Consider the following 18,701-nt stretch of genomic DNA (forward strand, 5'->3'; position numbering starts at 1 on the left):
AAATGCTGATAGATAGCGGACTGCTTGTGATTGTTTGCGAAAATTGCATTGAAGTAATACACCTTCCATATTAAGTAGTAGTGTAAGGTTATGCTGAATTCTTGTCTTAGGAATACAGACAGGCAATTTGAGAGAAAATGTTCATAGCATGAACTTGCTGCCTGCTGTGTTTTTTATTCATATTTTGAATTGTTGGAGAAAACATAATGGCAACCGTAATTAAGAGTGACAAAGCACCGGCAGCAGCTGGCCCTTATTCTCACGCAATTGAATCTGCTGGTCTTATCTTTACAGCTGGCCAGCTCGCACTTGATCCTGAAACTGGAAAAATGGTTGAAGGTGGTGCGGAAGCTCAGGCTCGTCAGGCTTTGACAAATATTAAGCATGTACTGGAATCTGCAGGCTCCTCAATGGATAAAGTTATTAAGGTGACTGTGTTTGCAACTAAGCTTGAATATTTTGCTGATCTTGCAAAAGTTTATACCGACTTCTTTAATGAGCCGTTTCCTGCACGTAGCGGAATGGAGGTTTCTAAACTTCCAATGGATTCCATGTTTGAGATTGAAGTAGTTGCTGAAAAATAAGCGGTTGCAGTAGGTCTTTTTTTAGACCGCACGATAACTGATGAGATTAATATATGCGGCAGTGACCCTTGGTTGTTGCCGCTTTTTATGGTCTATTGCTGAGAGTGCTGCGGGTGTTCAGTGTGTCGTTGCCATCTTTTTATAATGTCCATCCTCGATCGATTTTAGTATCTACTGAATTTCTGAGAAAAAATGCATAGAAGTTCGATTTTCTGTTGACTTCGAAAGACCGTGCATATAGAAAACATTCCATCGGGCGGTTAGCTCAGTTGGGAGAGCATCGGCCTTACAAGCCGAGGGTCACAAGTTCGAGCCTTGTACCGCCCACCATAATGCGGAGCCGTAGTTAAGTCGGTTATAACGCCGGCCTGTCACGCCGGAGGCCGCGAGTTCGAGTCTCGTCGGCTCCGCCACTGAAGATTAAGCACTTACGCGAAAGCGTAAGTGCTTTTTTCGTTTCTGGGCTATTTGTGGATCGATGTGAAGTCCCTGTAGGTTACTTTCTTTATCGTATTATCCCGCTTTCTGTGCAGGCCCCATCGTTTCAGTTCAATTTGATTATTGTTCAATAAAAGGATGTCAGTCCCTTGTTGAGGCATGAAGTCCATATTTTTGTTTTAACTTTCCGCACAGATCGAATGGTGGTGCTAGCAGATTAATCTTTTTAGCAGTTGCCGGACTCTCAATATATTTGCTTCCGCCCCTTGCTGGAGATCTAGCAAACAATGTCCTTTTCCTTTTTCAGCATTCTGATAAGTTGCGGATTATTCGCCCGTTGGGTGATTTGATGAGTTTGATTTTTTAATAAACTCCCTATTTTATGAAAGTGGGGAATAAAGAATAAGCAGTTGGGAAGTTATGGAAAATTTACCAAATTGTCCGCAGTGTAATTCTGAGTACGTGTATCATGATGGCAGTATGCTCGTTTGTCCTGAATGTGGCTTCGAGTTTCAACCTGAAGACGTGGCAGAGAGAGTCTACAAGGATGCAAACGGCAATGTTTTGAATGATGGAGACACCGTTGTTGTTATTCAGGACTTGAAGGTTAAAGGCGCATCCGGCCCGATTAAGAAGGGCACAAAGGTTAAGAACATTAAGTTGATTGAGCCTGAAGATGGCGTTCATGACATTTCTTGTAAAATTCCAGGCTTTGGCTCAATGCTGCTGAAAACATCCGTAGTTAAGAAAGCTTAGTCTTAGAGACGCTTAATTAAGCAGGCGGCGTGTTCACAAAAAACAAGCCCCTGTGGAGCTAGAGTCATCGAGCATAATTTCGAAGGTTCTACCAAGTAAGGAAGCCCTAGTAGTAATACTAGGGCTTTTTTGTGAATATCTATAATCGGTTGTTTCGCTATAGCCAACTCGTGATGGTATGGTAAAATTTTATTTGTTGAAAGTTATTCTAGATTAGTTTGACGGTAGCTGGTGAACGTCTGTTTTTTGCTTTCAGAAAAAAGTATAATTTTGATTGATAGATATGAAAAAGCCTTCGTGCATCGCATGAAGGCTTTTGGGTGTTCTTAATGGTGTGTCGCAGTTTGTGTTTGACCGGATCGCCATTTGATAAGGCCATGAAGCAGGAGTGTTCCTACAACCAGAGTTCCACCCTCAACAGCTCTTAGGCTTGGGATTTCGTTAAGCCAGATCCAGATCCATAAAGGGCCTATTGCTGTTTCTAAAAGCATGAGCATACCAACTTCTGCCGCAGGGATGCGTCGAGGGCCTAAGGTTATGAGTATGAAAGAGATAGGAATGATGATGGCGCAGTGCAGGAGCATCCATCCCCATCCATTATGAATGATTTCTATCGGGTGCCCTGCTACTGCGCTGATACTGGCAGTAAGTGCTCCCGAAAGAATAAGAGCCGGAGTCATGTTTCTGGAGCCGGAGGCGCGGTCATTTACAAATTTTCCTGCTAGAGCAATGCTGCACACGAGTCCAATCAAATCACCTGTAAGGTTTGGACTGTGCCATGAATCAGAAAGTACCCACAGGATACCTATCATCGAGATTACGATGGCTGCCCATGTGATGGGAGAAGAGCTTTCTTTGAGGAAAAAACGCGCCAGTATTGCAGCAAACAGTGGCTGGGTGCTGATCATAACCAACACATTTGTTACAGAGGTCATCGAAATGGCTGAAACAAAAGTGATAGTGCTGGCGGTAAATAACAGGGCAGATCTGATTAAGGCGCGGTCAAAAGATAAAATAGGCTGGTTAGGGATACTGAACCGGCACCAGAGTAACACCATTAGACTGAGCAGTAGGCCTCGCCAGAAAAGCAGGTCAAACGTTTGGGCTCCAATGAGTCTGATCATGAGGGAGTCAAAGCTCAGTACAAGCACGCCTACTGCTGTCAGGAGCAGGCCTTTGATATATTCAGAATGCATTTGCGTCTCGCAACAGAGTTTATTTGGTATCGTGTACCGTGAATAATGTAACTGCGGGCGGAAATACTATTTTTAGTACATTAAGTCACCAGAAATTCAGGGAAAGAGGTGTTGAAATATTGAAAGAAATGGGCTGGGTAAAAAAAGAGAGGCGACATGTTCTGAAAATGGGGGAGCACAGTGATTACGTCTTTAAAAAGATGCAATACGATTATAATAGGTATTTCTCATATCGGTCTGAATGGCTAAATGAAAAAAATTTTCAAGTAGATATGTTAAGTAAAACAATATCTTGCTGGGTTGTTTTGAACGTATGTTCATTTTTTCCGTTGACTTTGAAGAACGGATACATAAAGTGTAAACACTTACTAACCGAACAGGAGAATTTGTGGGCAGACGAAAAATAACCCGCGTTGTCAGAAGGATGCCCCATGTGGTGTTTTATAAGCCGCAGGGTATTCCGATGATGGATTTAAAAACAGTAGAGTTATCTGTGGACGAATTTGAAGCGCTGCAGTTGATTGATGCTGAGGGTTATTCACAGGAAGAGGCTGCTGCACAAATGGGCGTTTCCCGTCCTACACTTGGGCGCATTTTAGCAGGGGCACGAAAAACAGTAGCAACTGCACTTTCAAAAGGATGCGCAATTCGAGTTGAAGGTGGAGACTATAAATTTGAAGCAGACTTACAAGCTAAGAACGAAGCAGGACAGCCTTGTTGTTCTGGTGGTAAGCAAACAGATAGGTAAGTCCGGTGTGAATGTTTACATACCTGTGACACTTAAAACGACCATTTTCTGATGCAGAGACATCACCAAGGAGTAACAAATGGAATCTATTAAAATAGCAATCAGTACCAACGGCCCAACACTTGATGATACCGTTAATCCTCGTTTCGGGCGAGCACCAGGTTTTTTGATTGTTGATTCTCAGAGTCTTGAATTTACTTACTTGGATAATGGTCTCTCTCAGACAATGGCTCAAGGTGCCGGAATTCAGGCTGCACAGAACGTTGCAGGCAGCGGCGCAAAAGTTGTGCTTACCGGTTATGTAGGTCCAAAAGCTTTTACCGCACTGGAAGCAGCAAAGATCCAAGTTGGTCAGGATGTTGAAAATATGACAGTGCGTCAGGCAGTAGAAGAATTTACCAAAGGCAATATCACTATTGCTTCTTCACCGAACTCACAGGGCAAAAGCGGAATGGGCGGCGATGCTACTCAGACTCAAAGCGCCGGAATGGGTGCTGGTCGCGGACAAGGCGGCGGTCGTGGGCAAGGTGGACAGGGCGGCGGACGTTGTGGTGGCCAAGGTGGCGGTCGCAGAGGCGGAGGTCGTTTCTAGTGATTATTGCAGTGGCTAGCGGTAAGGGCGGTACTGGTAAAACAACAGTTACTGCTGCATTGGCAGCAAACTGGAAGTCCCCCGTTGCTGCAGTTGATCTGGATGTTGAAGAGCCTAATCTTCATCTATTTTTACATCCTGCGATCACCGGAACAGAGAAGGGATATATTGGGGTTCCTCAAGCAGACGAGGGGATGTGCACCTCTTGTGGAGCCTGCGCTGAGTTGTGCCAGTTTAAGGCGATTGCTTTAATCGGGGATACCCTGCTTACCTTTCCTGATATGTGTCATGGTTGTGGCGGTTGTATAGCTGTGTGTCCAACCGGCGCATTAACAGAAAGTACTCGCGAGCTGGGCGAGCTGTGCCATGGCACTTCCGGTGATATTGCGTTCCATATGGGTAGACTTCGCATCGGTGAGGCGATGTGTCCTCCACTAATGAAGTTGGTTAAGAACGAGGTATTTTCTAGATATGAAGAGGTATCTCGTGACGTTATTCTAGACTCTCCTCCCGGTGCAAGCTGCCCAGCAGTTTGTGCAGTTGCAGATGCAGACTGTGTGGTACTGGTGACCGAGCCTACCCCATTTGGATTTTATGACTTTAAAATAGCTTATGAAGCCTTTGCCGTCTTTAACAAACCGATGGGGGTTGTTGTGAACAAGGCCGGCGTTGGTGACAGGCAGATATACGATTTCTGCAAAGAACATAATGTTCCTATCTGGGCGGAGATTCCGTTCGAAAGATGTATTGCAGAGGCGTATTCATCCGGTGCAGTTATTACAGAAGCTGTTCCGACCTTGAAACCTGTGTTCGAAGAGCTGACCCGTTCTATTCAGGAGTCCGTCCATGCATGAGATTCTCGTAATCAGCGGTAAGGGCGGAGCCGGTAAAACAACTGTTACTGGTGCGTTTGCCCACCTTTCAGATAATGCAATACTTTGCGATCTGGATGTAGATGCGCCGGATTTCCATCTTATCAGTCAGCCTGATAAGTATCAGGAGCATGAATTCTGGTCAGGGTATGAAGCATCTATCCGTCAGGATGAGTGTATGCATTGCGGTGATTGTCGGGAACGATGCCGTTTTGATGCAATTAAGCTTGAAGATGGAACGTACACAGTAGACCCGATGAAATGCGAAGGCTGCAAAGTTTGCGTTACATTGTGTCCGGGTGAAGCTATCGATTTTAACATTAAAAAATGCGGCGAATGGTACAGGTCAAAAACTCGCTTCGGGCATCTTGTTCATGCCCAGCTGTATCCAGGGGAAGAAAACTCCGGCAGGCTGGTTGCTTTGCTGAAAGATGAAGCCCGTAAGACAGCAAAAGAGCTTGATCTTGATATCTTGCTTGCAGACGGTGCACCGGGTATCGGGTGCCCCGTAATCAGCTCTCTTTCCGGAACTGACCTTGCCGTATTTGTAACAGAGCCGACCCCTTCCGGCTTGCATGATTTAGAACGTGTTGCTGCATTATGTGACCACTTCCGAGTAAAGGGATGTGTAGTCATTAATAAATATGATTTGAATACCGACATGACAGCGCAAATTGAAGCATTCTGTAACCAGCAGGGATATCCGGTTGTCGGAAGAGTCCCTCATACCAATGCTGTTACTGCAGCAATGGTGGATCGTAAGTCTGTTACGGAATTTGATTCAACCATGTACGCTGATTTTGCCGGTATTTGGAACAATGTACTCTCACAGCTGTAATTAACCCTTGCAGCACTGAAATTTTGACATGTTACAAGGAGAAAATATGTCTTCAATTCTCGTAGCAGTTCCATCTGCAGCACCAGGTGGACTAGACGCAGGCGTAGATGCACACTTCGGCCATTGCCAGATGTACACTCTTGTTTCCGTAGAAGACGGTAACATTGCTAATGTGGAAGTTATTCCTAATATCCCGCATGAGCAGGGTGGTTGCATGGCTCCTGTAAATTATCTTGCAGAGCACAAAGTGCAGGCAATCATTTCCGGCGGTATGGGTATGCGCCCTCTGATGGGCTTCCGTCAGGTTGGTATTGACGTTCTGCACGGCAACGGTGCAGCAAGCGTTCAGGATGCAGTAAGCGCATTTATCGCTGGCTCCCTGCCACGCTTCTCTCAGGAATTCACTTGCGGTGGCGGCAGCTCTCACGGTTGCGGCAACCACTAGAAGAAAATTGCATCAGGTATGGAGCGGTAGTGTTCCTCGGCTGGGGAAACAGCGCTGCAAATTCGGATTCCGAGTTTGCATTTCCTGCCCACGGATATGTCTTCCATTCACTCCAGATCTATTTGCAACACCTGCGATGGGAACATCGCGCAACTACCGGGGCATTCGTTCGATACATGGATATTCTCTGCTGACAGTCATTGCTGCACGGCACCGCGCCAACGCAATCTTTTGTTGCCAGCAGAGGCTCTTTTCTTGATATACTGATTCTATCCGGTAGTATTGCAACAGAAAAACGAGATGTTTATCATCTCGTTTTTCTGCGTTTGGGGGACAGCATATTTTTTACTGTGTCCAGTCATATGTCCTTCTGTCTATCTTTCCTTGCTGTTCTTGCTTTCAGTGCTTATATCCCTTGCGGTGCAGGGCGTTGAATCCTGCCATTTTGTTGAGAGCAAGGAGACTCCGGTGTTTATCCCTTTGGATACGTGTACAGATGAATTTTCTAAAGAAGCAGCTGCGTTCGGGTATTGTGCTACATGCGGTGTAACGCATTCGTTACCGTTCGGGGCAGCTAAGTTTTATGCTCGTCAACTACGCGAGCAGCTTGAAATCAAAGGTGATATGCTTCTTCCTGTACCCGATGGCGTTGAAAATCAGCGGGAAATCCAGGCACAGCTCGATGGTCTTGCAGGGAACCCACGGTATAGCATGGACTACCTTTGGGGTATCGCATTGGGGCAGATGCTCGGTGTTATGGTCTGCAAAAAACAGGATGGTACCATCGGGATTGTGCGGGCATTTTCAGGGCAGTATGACAGGTTATATGAGATACCAGGTTGGGCGCCGCCTGTAATGAACTTGGTACGCTATAATGAAGTGTACTCTGTTGGAAATAAAGTAGTTAATGAGTACACAGAACGGATTAATGCCGTCGCTCCTTCCGAAACATTACTTCTGCAACAGCTTAAGCGGGAACGCAAAGTCTGTTCGCGCTCATTAATGGATGAGTTGTACGACCTGTATGTTCTTGAAAACTTTAAGGGTGAAAGAAAAACGCTTAGAGATGTTTTTTATAGCAGGCATGGAATGCGTACCGGTACCGCGGATTGTTGTGCTCCGAAGCTCATCAACTATGCACAGCAACATCAGTTGACCCCGTTGGGTATTGCAGAATTTTTCTATGGGACTGAAAACAAATCGCAAACTAGGCAGCACGGTAATTTTTATGAGGCGTGCGAAGAAAAATGCCAGCCGATTCTCGGCTTTATGCTTTGCGGATTACCATAATTTTTTTGGATTGATACATGTTTGATAAATATGATGCATCGCATCTTACAATGGATGTTTTGTACGCAGATGATCATTGCGTTGTCGTTTACAAGCCTTCAGGGTTACTTTCCGTTCCTGGAAAAGGGCCGGAAAAGGCAGACTGTGTTGTAAGTCGCGTGCGTGAGATGTTTCCGGGATGTATTGAGCATCCAGAGGCGCATCGTCTAGATATGTCTACCTCAGGCATCCTTATTCTTGGTCTGACAATGGAAGCTAAGCGTAATTTGTCTACCGAGTTCCGTGAACGTCGCGTCGGGAAAAAGTATGAGGCCATTCTAGATGGTGAAGTTCGTGGGGAAAGCGGAACGATTGATTTGCCTCTGCGTCTGGACTGGTTTAACAGCCCTATCCGTATTTATGATCCGCTTCAGGGTAAGCGTTGTATTACCTTGTGGCAGAAATTGGATCACACAGACGGCAAAACTCGAATCGCTTTCGATCTTATTACCGGACGTACACACCAGTTGCGTGTACATTCTTCCCACAAGTTCGGTCTGGGATGTCCGATTGTTGGGGATAATTTGTACGGTACTCGTCATCCGGGGGAACGTCTTATGTTGCATTCCCGTTATTTAAAGATTGCGCACCCTGTTTCTGGTGAAATGATGGAGTTCGACAGAGCTCCGGACTTTTAGATCGGGAGCTGTTCTGCACTCTTTTTGAATATTGAAAATCTACGGCAGAGTTCAGGCTGTAGTAATGCTTCGGGAGGATATAAATGCTGACATTTAAGTGTGCTGCATGCCGCAGAAAGCTTTGGAAGTATTACAAGATAGGCAAAGGTGAAGTTGTCCGGTGTCACAAAGATAGAATTAAGAAAATTTTTGAGATAGACGAACGGGACGGTAAGGTCTTTTGTCTGTGCGGGCGTCCTATCGGAGTTGATAAAGAAGGACATTACAGAATGATCCGTAATGCCTGTACCTATTCTGGAACGAAAGAATCGAAGAAATAAAAAAAGGAAAGGTATCCCTTTCCTTTTTTTTATGACTAGTCAATTAGCCGCTAGGCGCTTTCTTCTTGTGCTTTTTTTAGAAGTTCAATGACACTCCCACGTTCCTGAGCAAGACGTTGCCATTTTTTCTTTTCTTTTTTGGTTGCTTCAATTGTATGAAGCAGGTCTCGAATTGTCTGTGCAGGGTAACCGTAGCTTGGCTGTTCTTTACGCAGTTCTTCATCATTGCGTTGGCGTAGTGCCTTCAGTTGATTAGCATTCAAAATCATAAGCACATCCTTTCAAATTGATGACATATTCACACACGGATTCCTGTTGAACAGGGATTGCAGTTAGAAAGTGCATAACAGATATCGGTTAAAAAGACATGGAGTCGTACATACGATGCCGTATGTTGCATGTTAAAATATCGGGGTAGTCCTGCCTGTACGCCTTTCGTCGTGTTGTGTTGTCTCAATCTGCCTAAAAAAGACTCATCGGCAACCAGTGTTTTATGACTGACTGCGCACGGGACTGTAATCTCATGGTGTCTCTAAGAGAACCATTATCATGAGTATATACTGCCTGTACTTTCAATAGTTATCAACCTTGGCAGGCTATATTCATATTTATTCTGCTGAACGTTTGTTCAGAGCAGCTCCTTCAATGCTTGAAGAATCGTATTCATCTGTTTTTTCACTCGGGATGGTATCTTTTGTTTTGGGCATGATTAAGCGTACTCCGCGCTCATAGAGTAGGTATTCGAATCCCCAGTTGATTAATACAATTAGCCTGTTACGGAATCCAATGAGGTATAGTAGGTGGATGATCAGCCAGGTTATCCATGCGAAGAATCCTGTAATTTTGAGTTTCCCCAGATGGACAACAGCGCTTGAGCGACCAATCGTCGCAAGGGAGCCTTTATCGAAGTAGGAGAACGGGGAAAGCTCCTTGTCTTCAAAAAAGTTTGCGAGGTTTTGTGCTGCCAGAGTCCCTTGCTGGATTGCGTTTGGAGCTACGGTGGGGCCTGGTATTAACTTGTCTCCATCCATTGGTAGCGCAATGTCTCCCGCAACAAAAACCTCCGGATGATCTGCAAGGTTTAATTCAGGAGTGGTGATGATACGTTTTGCCTTACCGAGCGGCATGCCCATGCGCTCTGCAACCTTGTTTCCACGGATACCTGCTGTCCATATAACGGTGCGTGTAGGGATGGCTTCTCCTGAGTTCAAGGTTACTTTGTCAACGTCCACCTGTACGACATGCTGCTTGTAACAACCTTGTACACCAAGTTTTTCAAGTTTTTTCATGGTATACATCTGTAGTTTCTCAGGAAATCCGGAAAGCGGTTCGTCTTCGCCTTCAATGAGAATGATTTTTATATCTTCTTTAGCTAATTCACTGAAATCTCTGCGTAGTGAAGTATGAACGAGCTCTGCCAGTGCCCCTACATATTCGATGCCGGTTGGGCCGCCGCCAACTACGGTAAAGGTGAGCAGTTGATTACGTAGGTCTGGATCCGATTCATATTGTGCATATTCAAAACAGGAAAGAATATGGTTACGTATATCTATCGCATCTTCTGCGTTTTTAAGTGAGAAGGCATATTTTTTTGCTCCGGGGACTCCGAAGAAATTGGTGACGCTTCCCAAAGCAATGATGAGCCCATCATACTTGATACGTCCCACATCAGTGATCAGAGCCTTATGGTCAAGATCAAGCCCTGTAACTTCTGCCATGCGAAATTCAACGTTGGGCATCTTGCGGAAGGTTCCGCGGAGCGGGTATGAGATTTGCTCTGGTTCCAGTCCTGCGGATGCAACTTGATAAAGTAACGGTTGGAATAGGTGGTAGTTGTTACGGTCAATTACTGTAACTTGGTATTGACCTTTTTTTCCGAGCTCTTTTGCTGCCCAGAGTCCGGCAAATCCGCCGCCTAATATAATGATGTGTTTACTCGTGCTGTTGTTTTTTGACATAAGTACACCATGATGCGGGAATGTTATCTTATGGTTATCAGGCTAGAATTGTAGCATATTAATTACGAGGCTCTTCCTACTATACCTATGTATGATTTTAGCAATAGTGTATAGAGTTTTTTACGATACTGAGGACTATTAATTATATCATATTTTAGATAGATTAGTTAAGTTGCATTGTGATTATTTATAGCAGGAGTTGCTTGTGGGAAAACTCAGTATTGACCTGCTTAAATCCGGTATGGTGCTTCAGGACGAAGTTCGGGGGATGAAGGGGAAACGTTTGTTTCCTGCCGGTGTTAAGTTGGATAACCAAAAGATTACAATTCTTAAAGCATGGGGAGTGGTTGAGGCTGATGTTGTAGGGGGTACACGTGAAAGTTCCCGACAGGCACAAATAGAAAAAGAGTCTGTTGCGGATGAAGCGCAGTTGCTTGCTAAGCGGCAGGCCACAGGTTCGACTCCTGTCAGGCGCACCATCACGTATAAGTGAGTTTAAAAAAGTTCTTATTCTACAAGGACTTTTTTTTATGGTTAACGAAATTTTAAGTAGTCATAGTTCTTGCTTTCACTTGTTTCAAGTAAAAAATCCGAACAAGGGGGACAAGATTATGAGACCTACTGTTGAAACCGCGTGGAACCTATATAAAGAACTAAAATTACCTTCTGTTCGCAAACCGAAAACTGACATCCGAGTATGGGAAATGCATATTGCTCCCTATTTAGGTGCCAAAGAATTGGATGCGGTCAAAAGCATTGATGTTCTTCGCCTTCGTGCTCAAATCGAAGCAAAACAGCTGAGTCCACAATCGGTACATCATGTTTTAGGGTTGCTTCGTCGAATCTTACGTAAGGCAATTCAATGGGAACTCTATTCAGGTCCGTTGCCAGTTTTTGAAATGCCTAAAGTTCAGAATGAGCGAACGCGGTTTCTTACGTTAAAAGAAGCAGCTGTTTTGCTTTCTGAGCTAAAACGGCGTTCCGATCTCTGGTACGACATTAGCCTTTTCGCACTTTCTACCGGTTTACGCTCCGGAGAAATCTTCCATTTACTTCCTGAACACATCAATCTTTCAGCAAAGACTGTTGCGATAGTAGATACAAAATCTGACAACAGAGTAGTGCCGCTTAATGATGCCGCACTTTCCATCGCTGAAGCCTATCTTGCCCGTAATACGGGGTCATATCTCTTTACGACTATCTACGGAAATAAAATTCAGTTTGCAGGAAAACTCTTTCGAAGAGCTGTTGAAACCTGCGGGCTAAACGACGGCATCCAAGATCGTCGTCAACGTGTCGTTTTTCATACCTTACGGCATACTTTTGCTTCATGGCTGGTTCAAGGAGGAACTCCTTTAGCCGTGGTGAGTCAGTTGCTTGGTCATAGTGATATTAAGATGACTTTGCGCTATGCACACCTAGCTCCTGAGCAAGGAAGAAAAGCTGTAAGTTACTTAAATGATTATCTCGATAATGTTTGTACGTCAACTGTGTTTTTATAGTTTTATAAGTTTCACGACTGTATACAAACCGTTCATAAGTGTACACGAAGTGTTCATTACTATGTACGAAGTGTTGCAGAGAGTGAAATAAAATTGATTTGAAGAATATGTGCATTGTTGTGCTATTCTTTTACACGGAGTCCGAAAGGCAGGACAGGTAAACTGCCCCCACTTTTAAAGTGGGGGAGTTTACTGCCTGCCACCGTAAAGGTGGAGAAGAACTTATTCGCCTATCGGCTCAACGTCTAAAAAACTCTGACTCATTTTTGAGTCACTCCCTTCTGAGCAGCTCATCATGCGCTGCAAGATCACACATCCTCCGACCGGAGAAAAATCATGAATAAGAAGCCAGCAGAAAAGGTAAGAAAAGTTCGTATTGAGTCTTACATCACTAAGGAAGAATATGAGAAGGTTGTGTCACTAGCTCAGCAGTGCGGTATCTCTGTGTCTGAACTCATACGAAGGCTTGCTCTTGGGCAAGAGCTCAACTCTAAAGTAGATAAGGAAGCTTTTTTAGATCTATTGAAGGTCAATGCAGACCTTGGTCGTCTAGGAGGCTTATTTAAGTTGGCGTTAACAGAGAATGTCAGAAAAGTGGCAAGCCATAGAGAACTTCGACGCATTCTGCATGAAATTGAAGAGCGGCAGGAAGAGCTGCGACAGCTTATTAAGTTAGTCGAAAAAGCAGTGCTTAAACGTAGCCTAAAAGGATCATCTGCATGATTTCAAAGAAGCAGCCCTCACCATCTCCGCAAAATGATAATTATGCTCGTTTGGCCAACTACATTGCAGATGCCTCCCATAAGGGGGAGAAGTGTATGGCTGTCTGGAGCGTTGGATGTATGGCTGGTGAAGATTTTCAGTTAGGCATATCTGAAGTTTTGGTAACACAAGCATGTAACGAGCGAACAAAGAAAGAAAAGACCTATCATTTGATTGTCTCTCTTCGCCCTGAAGACGAAAGCAAGCTTTCTGAGCAAGCTTTCAAAGACATTGAGAAGCAGTTTGCCGAGGTTTTGGGCTTTGAAGAGCACCAGCGTCATTGCGGGGTGCATACCAATACAAACAATCTTCATATGCATGTTGCTTACAACATGATTCACCCTGAAAAGAAAACAAGACATGAACCATATCGAGACTACTGGAAACGGGATAACTTGTGCCGTGAGCTTGAGCAAAAGTATAAACTTGCGCTAGATCCTGGACGTAAGCAGCGCCGTGAGTTTTTCCAATATGTTTCAAGTAGAAGTAAGAACTTTATGCCGGCAATAGAAAAAGCAAAGTCATGGGAGGATGTACATGGTGTAATGGCAAATTATGGACTTCAGCTTTCATGCAAAAAGGAAATTTCTATTACTCCGTTTGATCATTCAGGGATAGCCTACCGCATAAAAGGTTATGAACTTCATTCTGCTTTCAGAAAAGAAAGTTTGGAAGAGCGGTTAGGGCAATTTCAGGCAAAGAATAAATTTTATCCGGCACGGGAAGTGTTTGCTCCAAGTCGTTCGAAGGATAATGAGCAGAAGAACGACAAGGCTGACGCACTTGAAGCCTACACCGGCCAAGAAAGCTTTGATGGATACCTTAAGCGACATAAAGAGATTATCAATTCTGCACGAGTATCCGCATCATCTTGGCAGGAATTTCAAAATATTCTTCAGGACGAGTTAAGTATTACCATCAAGGAGCGCGGACGCGGTGCAGTCTTTGCCGATTTTGCAACAAGAGGGAAGAGTCAACCTCATGCAAAGTTGAGTTGTCTTGGTAGTGAGTACTCTAGATCAAAATTAGAGGCAGAGTTTGGGAAGCTGGAGAGAATAAAGGAAGGGCGACAGAGTACCCCTAAAAAGGGGTACGGCAGGAAGCCTCTTCATCGTGATCCGGAGCGCGGCAAGCTATACCAGGAATACAAAGCCGGCATCAAAAAGCGTAAGAAAATGTTTGAAGAGCAGAAGGAACAAAGGGAACAGGAGGTGCGCGAACAACGGCTTAAGTGGAAAATAAAAATCACAAAATACCAAATAGATAGCACGTTAAGCTGGAAAGAGAAGCGATATCTGATCAATGTCGCTAAAGCTGAGCAGTTACGCCACGAAGAGCTGCTTAAAAAGAAGTACGCAACCCAGCGCGCCAAGATCAAAAACGAAATTCCATATGGGAATTGGAATGAGTTTCTTCGGCAAAAAGCAGAGGCCGGTAATATGGTGGCGTTAGCCGTTCTTCAGTCATTAAAGGAGAAAGAAAAAGCAGCCCATAAAGAGCGCCCAGTGGTGAAACTTTTGGAAGGGATGACTTACACCGTCGATAACGAAGGAAATATTACCTACAAACTTAAGAATGGCGGTGTGGTGCGCGATTGCCGTAAGAGCATTTATGCGAGCAATGATGTTGAAGCAGTGACGTTTGCTGAAAAATTGAAAGCAAGGCGGTTTGGGCAAACTAAAAAGAAACTGAAAGGGAACTATCGGTAACACTCTACAGAAAGGACACTAGCAATCTAACCTTCTCAAATACAAAACTATTGGCTGGAGAATGTTGGACACTTTATAACTTGTTGGTTTATAAATGTTATAGACTAAAATTGTGGAGTGGAAATGAAAGAATGTCCAGTAACAGTTGATGTAAGATATGATGCAACTAGAACAAGTGAATTATTAGCTAATGCATCTAGTAAAGGCGTTAATAAATTATTTAAAGCTTTTTTTGGAAAAAAATATGCAGATATATCTCGTTATGAGGCCTTGCAAGGAGCTCAGACTGTAAAAGATCAACTTGATATTGCAATGGGAACTGCACGGTTTATTAACGGGGAATTAGTTCCTATTTCTACGTTAAATACTTTGCCCCCTATTATTGCTCAAGAGCAGGAACGGGCAATGGATAATCTTGTTCGGAATATTCAGGTTGCACTACATGAACTTGCTGTTACTGCAGAGGAAGGAATTTCTGATTCAGAAGTCGATCAAGATTTTATTTCGCGTTGGCAGCGTGAAGCACAGGTAATTGGTAATGATAGGTTGCAACTAATATGGGGAAAGTTGCTTGCAGAAGAAGTGAAAACAACAGCAACGGTTTCTTATCGGACATTAGATGTAGTTAAGAACTTAACTCCTAATGAAGCCAAAGTTTTTCAACGAATAATCCCATATGTAGTTTATAGTGATTTCTTCTTATGTGATTTGACTGAAAATAGCTTTCCAGGAGGAATTACGTACGAAGATTTAAAGTTGTTATCTGATTGTGGCTTACTAAATATGACGGAAACAGTTTTTGCTTCAGGTGGAGCGTTTACAGATCTATTTGGTGATATTTCTTACGGTCTCGCTGGGAAAGAACTGCTAATAGCCGAAGGGTGTCAAAATACAATCCGTTATCATGGACTTTTTTTAACTGATGTTGGGAAGTGCTTATGTAATATTTCTGATGAGTCAGGATATTTTGATGACGAGTTGAAAAAAATAGCTTCTGAATGTGCCCCCTTTGTTATTTCGCGTCAGAGACCAAGCCACCTCTCGATATTTAAAAAAGAAAATGAGCAAGAAAAGTTACTTTGTGAGATTGAACGTCCTTTAGATTCGATTTAGCTATCTCATAGGAATGTTATTGTTTTTTACTTCTAGCGCGAGATGTTTTGGCAAAAGCGTGTTTTAAGGAAAGCAATGCTAACCGTAAAGGTGAGTAAGATAGAAAAAAGGTGACGCGATAGTGCCACCTTTTTTGTATTTTGAATATAAGACGATTTAGGGGATTAGATGCTTTATATAGCGTCTTCGTAACGATCTTCATTCCTTGATTGTAAACCGATTACCTTTTGTTCTATACAATCCACAAATTCGACCCATGTTTTGGGACCAAACAAAGTTTTGGCGTGAGGATGCGCTTTTACATCATCATAAGCGTCTTTTACGGTTTTCCATCTGATACGTTCCCAGCCTCTACTGAGACCAGCACCATCTACAAGTTCTTCAATTTTATTTTGAAGTTCTAATGACATTCCTCTAGCTAAGCTTGTTCGAATGAATTGTGGTCCGGTATATGAAAGAATGTTTTTGTTTGGATTATTAATGTTTCTAGGGAGTTTTCTGGGGGCACCTATGAGATGTTCTAGTGAGAAATCAAATAAATCGTCCCATCGTAAGAAATCAAAAAAAGTTTTACAGGAATCGTTGGTCAGCCAAGAGCTAGGGTGGCCAGTATAAGATAAGTATAGCTCACTCTTAGCTCGTGTCATGGCTACATAAAAGCGACAGGCGTCACGGAAGTACTCATCATGTGGAGCCGTAGGATTTGGTAAGACTTCTTGTGAGCAATTAAGAATACACATGAAATCAAATTCATAGCCTTTGGTCTGATCTAAATCTGAGAAAAAGATATTGTCATCGAGAAGACCTGCACTTCCATCAAGAGTTTGAATTCCCGCTTGGTTAGCTAATTTTGATATTTCATACTGACTATAGCCCACTATCGCGATACAGGCTTTTTGCGTTGAGTTTTCTATCAGATGTTGTTTGGCAACACTAAGTGAAAAAGCTATTTCTTCTTCAAGTGACTCAGCCTGTAGAACAGAGGGTAATGGCGTAGAAAAGTTTGCATACTTAGGGTCAAGAAGCTCAATGTCTCCATCTGTGATGATTTCTGAATCAAGATTATGAATAAAGACTTCGTAGGCAGCTTTTAATATCTCTCTGCTATTTCTATAGTTTTTAGTAAATGTGATTGAACGGCCACCAGGGATATTGATCCCTGCTTCTTTAAAAGACTGGTGTTTTGGGAGGATGTGTTGAGCCATGTCTCCGGCAACAAAAAAGTCATTTTTTCCAGGGGCGACCAACCTGTTAAGAAGGCTCAGCTCTAATGTTCCGAAGTCTTGAACTTCATCTACGAGGATTGAACTAAAAAGTGGTTGTATGCGTGATGCGTATTTAGAGAGTTCCGCTGCTAGGCCAACCGGATCGATGACCCCGATTTCAGACATCTTTTCTTCCCAAGCTGCTAGGCCGTCAAGAATCATAGCACGTTGCGTTTCAACAAAGGGGATTGCACGTCCTTTTCGCTTTATTTTGTAGTAATCATTTCTATCAGCAACCGCACTTCGAACCCAATCAAATTCTTGTCTAAGGTATTCCTCCGCATTGATTCCTTGTTTGTTGAGTGTCTTGTGTAAAGGGAGTAGCACGTCAGCAGAATTGTTGTTAAGCTCACATCGATAGAATTCTCGCCAGACTTCATCAACATGCTCATGAGTTTTCCATGTTACCTCGTCGAAGAGCTTTTCATTTTTGGGGTCATACTTTCGTAATTGTTTTTGGCATAATGAAAAGAAAGAGCTGCAATGAATTTTGGCTCGAATTTCCGTGTCAGGGCATGCGTAATTAAGAAGATTGTTAATTAATTGCGCCAAGCTTTTGTTTAAGGTCGCAATCAAGATTGGCAACGATGGATTTTTTTTAGCAAGATAAATTGCCCGCATGACAACAACGCATGTTTTGCCAGAACCACTGACTCCTGATAATTTTGCCGGCCCTTCGTACTCTGCGTGCGCAACTTTTTCTTGAGTTGGATGCATAAACAACATCCAATCTTGATAATTTGAGCTTTTAATGTAGTGTTCTAGCCAAGCAAAGTATTCCGGACTGCCAATTTCTAAGCGTTTTACAGTCCTACCGTCTTGAATTTCTAAAACTTCTTCATCAGAGAGGCTATCTAAACATTTTGCGTCGCCAAAGTGTAAATCTAATCGATTTAATGTCCCCTCAATATTTCCTTCTCGTAGCATTGCAGCTACATCGAATAATAATGCCGCATCTTGTGGATCAGCTAATGTACTTGCTATCTCTAGAATATCTTTATCTTGAGCTTGAGTGGTGAGGCGTGAAAATTCCATGGCCTCGGGTCCACTTAATAACTTAAGAAATTTATTTCGATATGGTTTGTCGAGCCTGTCTATTAAGTTTGAATTTGAAAAATCAGTTTTTGTTTGGATTCTTTTTGTCTTAATAGTGGCATCCTTAGATCTAAGAATTAAATCATATTCGTTGTCTTTGTTTTTTATAAGAGAAAGACCGCTTTTTTTCTTAATCCACCGATCACATTCATCATGAGAACCAGCAAAGGCAAATAGACATACTTTTTTATTCTTAATGGTGATAAGTCTGTAGCCATCAAACAGTTGGTATTTAATACAGTGATCGATTCGTGATTCACCATGATTGGTAGTATTAACTCCATGGAATGGGTTTTCTAGGTAGATTCGTCCCATTATTTCATTTACTTTCGCGGCACTTTTGCTTGCAAATCCCCCTCGCTTCATAAGTCGTTGCAGTTGGGGGTAGAGTTCGACTGTATGCATGTATATGATGCTATTCATAATCATTTTCCTAGATTTTTAAGCAGAGCTAGAGTGAAATACGAGCATGATTTGAAATTTAGTAAAAGATACGTCTTCCTGTAAGGAGTCAATTATTTATCAAGGTTAGAAGATGTTG

At 43.1% G+C, this 18,701-nt stretch carries 19 protein-coding genes and 2 tRNA genes; 17 read left to right on the top strand and 4 right to left on the bottom strand.

Annotation, left to right across the window (positions count from 1 at the left end; genetic code table 11):
* The first annotated feature begins 206 nt into the window (after positions 1 to 206).
* The 4 genes from BUR09_RS06120 (at position 207) to BUR09_RS06135 (ending at position 1,778) form a co-directional block, all read left to right on the top strand.
* Positions 207 to 584 carry a Rid family detoxifying hydrolase gene (locus tag BUR09_RS06120; protein WP_074216066.1) on the top strand — a complete coding sequence of 126 codons (378 nt, stop codon included), beginning with the start codon at positions 207 to 209 and terminating at the stop codon, positions 582 to 584.
* Between the two features lie 254 nt (positions 585 to 838).
* A tRNA-Val gene (locus BUR09_RS06125) sits at positions 839 to 914 on the top strand.
* Positions 915 to 920: 6 nt separating this feature from the next.
* Positions 921 to 997 (top strand) — tRNA-Asp (locus tag BUR09_RS06130).
* A 445-nt stretch (positions 998 to 1,442) separates the two neighbouring features.
* The gene (locus BUR09_RS06135) at positions 1,443 to 1,778 is read left to right on the top strand and encodes a zinc ribbon domain-containing protein YjdM (RefSeq protein WP_074216067.1); all 336 of its coding nucleotides are present in this window, start codon (positions 1,443 to 1,445) and stop codon (positions 1,776 to 1,778) included.
* Between the two features lie 326 nt (positions 1,779 to 2,104).
* Here the strand turns inward: BUR09_RS06135 and BUR09_RS06140 are convergent, their stop codons facing one another.
* Complete coding sequence (locus BUR09_RS06140; protein ID WP_074216068.1) at positions 2,105 to 2,974, bottom strand: DMT family transporter; 870 nt, start codon at positions 2,972 to 2,974, stop codon at positions 2,105 to 2,107.
* A 388-nt stretch (positions 2,975 to 3,362) separates the two neighbouring features.
* Between BUR09_RS06140 and BUR09_RS06150 the strand changes: the two genes are divergently transcribed.
* The 8 genes from BUR09_RS06150 (at position 3,363) to BUR09_RS06185 (ending at position 8,756) form a co-directional block, all read left to right on the top strand.
* Complete coding sequence (locus BUR09_RS06150; RefSeq protein ID WP_074216070.1) at positions 3,363 to 3,722, top strand: DUF134 domain-containing protein; 360 nt, start codon at positions 3,363 to 3,365, stop codon at positions 3,720 to 3,722.
* A gap of 79 nt (positions 3,723 to 3,801) precedes the next feature.
* Complete coding sequence (locus BUR09_RS06155) at positions 3,802 to 4,314, top strand: NifB/NifX family molybdenum-iron cluster-binding protein (RefSeq protein WP_074216071.1); 513 nt, start codon at positions 3,802 to 3,804, stop codon at positions 4,312 to 4,314.
* Positions 4,314 to 5,168 (top strand): nucleotide-binding protein, encoded by an 855-nt coding sequence (locus BUR09_RS06160; protein ID WP_074216072.1) that lies wholly within the window; start codon positions 4,314 to 4,316, stop codon positions 5,166 to 5,168. The genes BUR09_RS06155 and BUR09_RS06160 overlap by 1 nt, the downstream gene beginning before the upstream one ends.
* Complete coding sequence (locus tag BUR09_RS06165) at positions 5,161 to 6,024, top strand: ATP-binding protein (RefSeq protein ID WP_074216073.1); 864 nt, start codon at positions 5,161 to 5,163, stop codon at positions 6,022 to 6,024. The genes BUR09_RS06160 and BUR09_RS06165 overlap by 8 nt, the downstream gene beginning before the upstream one ends.
* A 46-nt stretch (positions 6,025 to 6,070) precedes the next feature.
* A complete protein-coding gene (locus BUR09_RS06170; protein ID WP_074216074.1) occupies positions 6,071 to 6,469 on the top strand; it encodes a NifB/NifX family molybdenum-iron cluster-binding protein in 399 nt (132 codons plus the stop codon).
* Between the two features lie 468 nt (positions 6,470 to 6,937).
* Positions 6,938 to 7,759, top strand: coding sequence for a hypothetical protein (locus tag BUR09_RS06175; RefSeq protein WP_084539353.1), 822 nt, complete (start codon positions 6,938 to 6,940; stop codon positions 7,757 to 7,759).
* 17 nt (positions 7,760 to 7,776) lie between these two features.
* Positions 7,777 to 8,436: an RluA family pseudouridine synthase gene (locus BUR09_RS06180; protein WP_074216075.1), complete on the top strand. Its 660-nt coding sequence runs from the start codon at positions 7,777 to 7,779 to the stop codon at positions 8,434 to 8,436.
* An 83-nt stretch (positions 8,437 to 8,519) separates the two neighbouring features.
* Entirely contained in the window at positions 8,520 to 8,756 is a 237-nt protein-coding gene (locus tag BUR09_RS06185) for a hypothetical protein (protein WP_074216076.1), read from the top strand.
* 50 nt (positions 8,757 to 8,806) lie between these two features.
* Here the strand turns inward: BUR09_RS06185 and BUR09_RS06190 are convergent, their stop codons facing one another.
* Positions 8,807 to 9,025 carry a hypothetical protein gene (locus BUR09_RS06190; protein ID WP_074216077.1) on the bottom strand — a complete coding sequence of 73 codons (219 nt, stop codon included), beginning with the start codon at positions 9,023 to 9,025 and terminating at the stop codon, positions 8,807 to 8,809.
* A 339-nt stretch (positions 9,026 to 9,364) separates the two neighbouring features.
* A complete protein-coding gene (locus BUR09_RS06195; RefSeq protein WP_074216078.1) occupies positions 9,365 to 10,714 on the bottom strand; it encodes an NAD(P)/FAD-dependent oxidoreductase in 1,350 nt (449 codons plus the stop codon).
* A gap of 205 nt (positions 10,715 to 10,919) precedes the next feature.
* On the opposite strand from BUR09_RS06195, the gene BUR09_RS06200 reads away from it, so the two are divergent.
* The 5 genes from BUR09_RS06200 to BUR09_RS06220 all read left to right on the top strand — a co-directional run bounded on the left by BUR09_RS06200 (position 10,920) and on the right by BUR09_RS06220 (position 15,800).
* Entirely contained in the window at positions 10,920 to 11,207 is a 288-nt protein-coding gene (locus BUR09_RS06200) for a hypothetical protein (RefSeq protein ID WP_074216079.1), read from the top strand.
* A 37-nt stretch (positions 11,208 to 11,244) separates the two neighbouring features.
* Positions 11,245 to 12,216: a tyrosine-type recombinase/integrase gene (locus BUR09_RS06205; RefSeq protein WP_245796711.1), complete on the top strand. Its 972-nt coding sequence runs from the start codon at positions 11,245 to 11,247 to the stop codon at positions 12,214 to 12,216.
* 336 nt (positions 12,217 to 12,552) lie between these two features.
* Positions 12,553 to 12,939 (top strand): plasmid mobilization protein, encoded by a 387-nt coding sequence (locus tag BUR09_RS06210; RefSeq protein WP_074216081.1) that lies wholly within the window; start codon positions 12,553 to 12,555, stop codon positions 12,937 to 12,939.
* The gene (traI, locus tag BUR09_RS06215) at positions 12,936 to 14,687 is read left to right on the top strand and encodes a TraI/MobA(P) family conjugative relaxase (RefSeq protein WP_074216082.1); all 1,752 of its coding nucleotides are present in this window, start codon (positions 12,936 to 12,938) and stop codon (positions 14,685 to 14,687) included. The genes BUR09_RS06210 and traI overlap by 4 nt, the downstream gene beginning before the upstream one ends.
* Before the next feature lie 123 nt (positions 14,688 to 14,810).
* Positions 14,811 to 15,800: a DUF2806 domain-containing protein gene (locus tag BUR09_RS06220; RefSeq protein WP_074216083.1), complete on the top strand. Its 990-nt coding sequence runs from the start codon at positions 14,811 to 14,813 to the stop codon at positions 15,798 to 15,800.
* Positions 15,801 to 15,973: 173 nt separating this feature from the next.
* Here BUR09_RS06220 and BUR09_RS06225 read toward each other — a convergent pair whose 3' ends face one another.
* Positions 15,974 to 18,583: a 3'-5' exonuclease gene (locus BUR09_RS06225; RefSeq protein ID WP_074216084.1), complete on the bottom strand. Its 2,610-nt coding sequence runs from the start codon at positions 18,581 to 18,583 to the stop codon at positions 15,974 to 15,976.
* Positions 18,584 to 18,701 lie beyond the last annotated feature (118 nt).

This window comes from Halodesulfovibrio marinisediminis DSM 17456 (assembly GCF_900129975.1).
GTDB classification, from domain to species: domain Bacteria; phylum Desulfobacterota; class Desulfovibrionia; order Desulfovibrionales; family Desulfovibrionaceae; genus Halodesulfovibrio; species Halodesulfovibrio marinisediminis.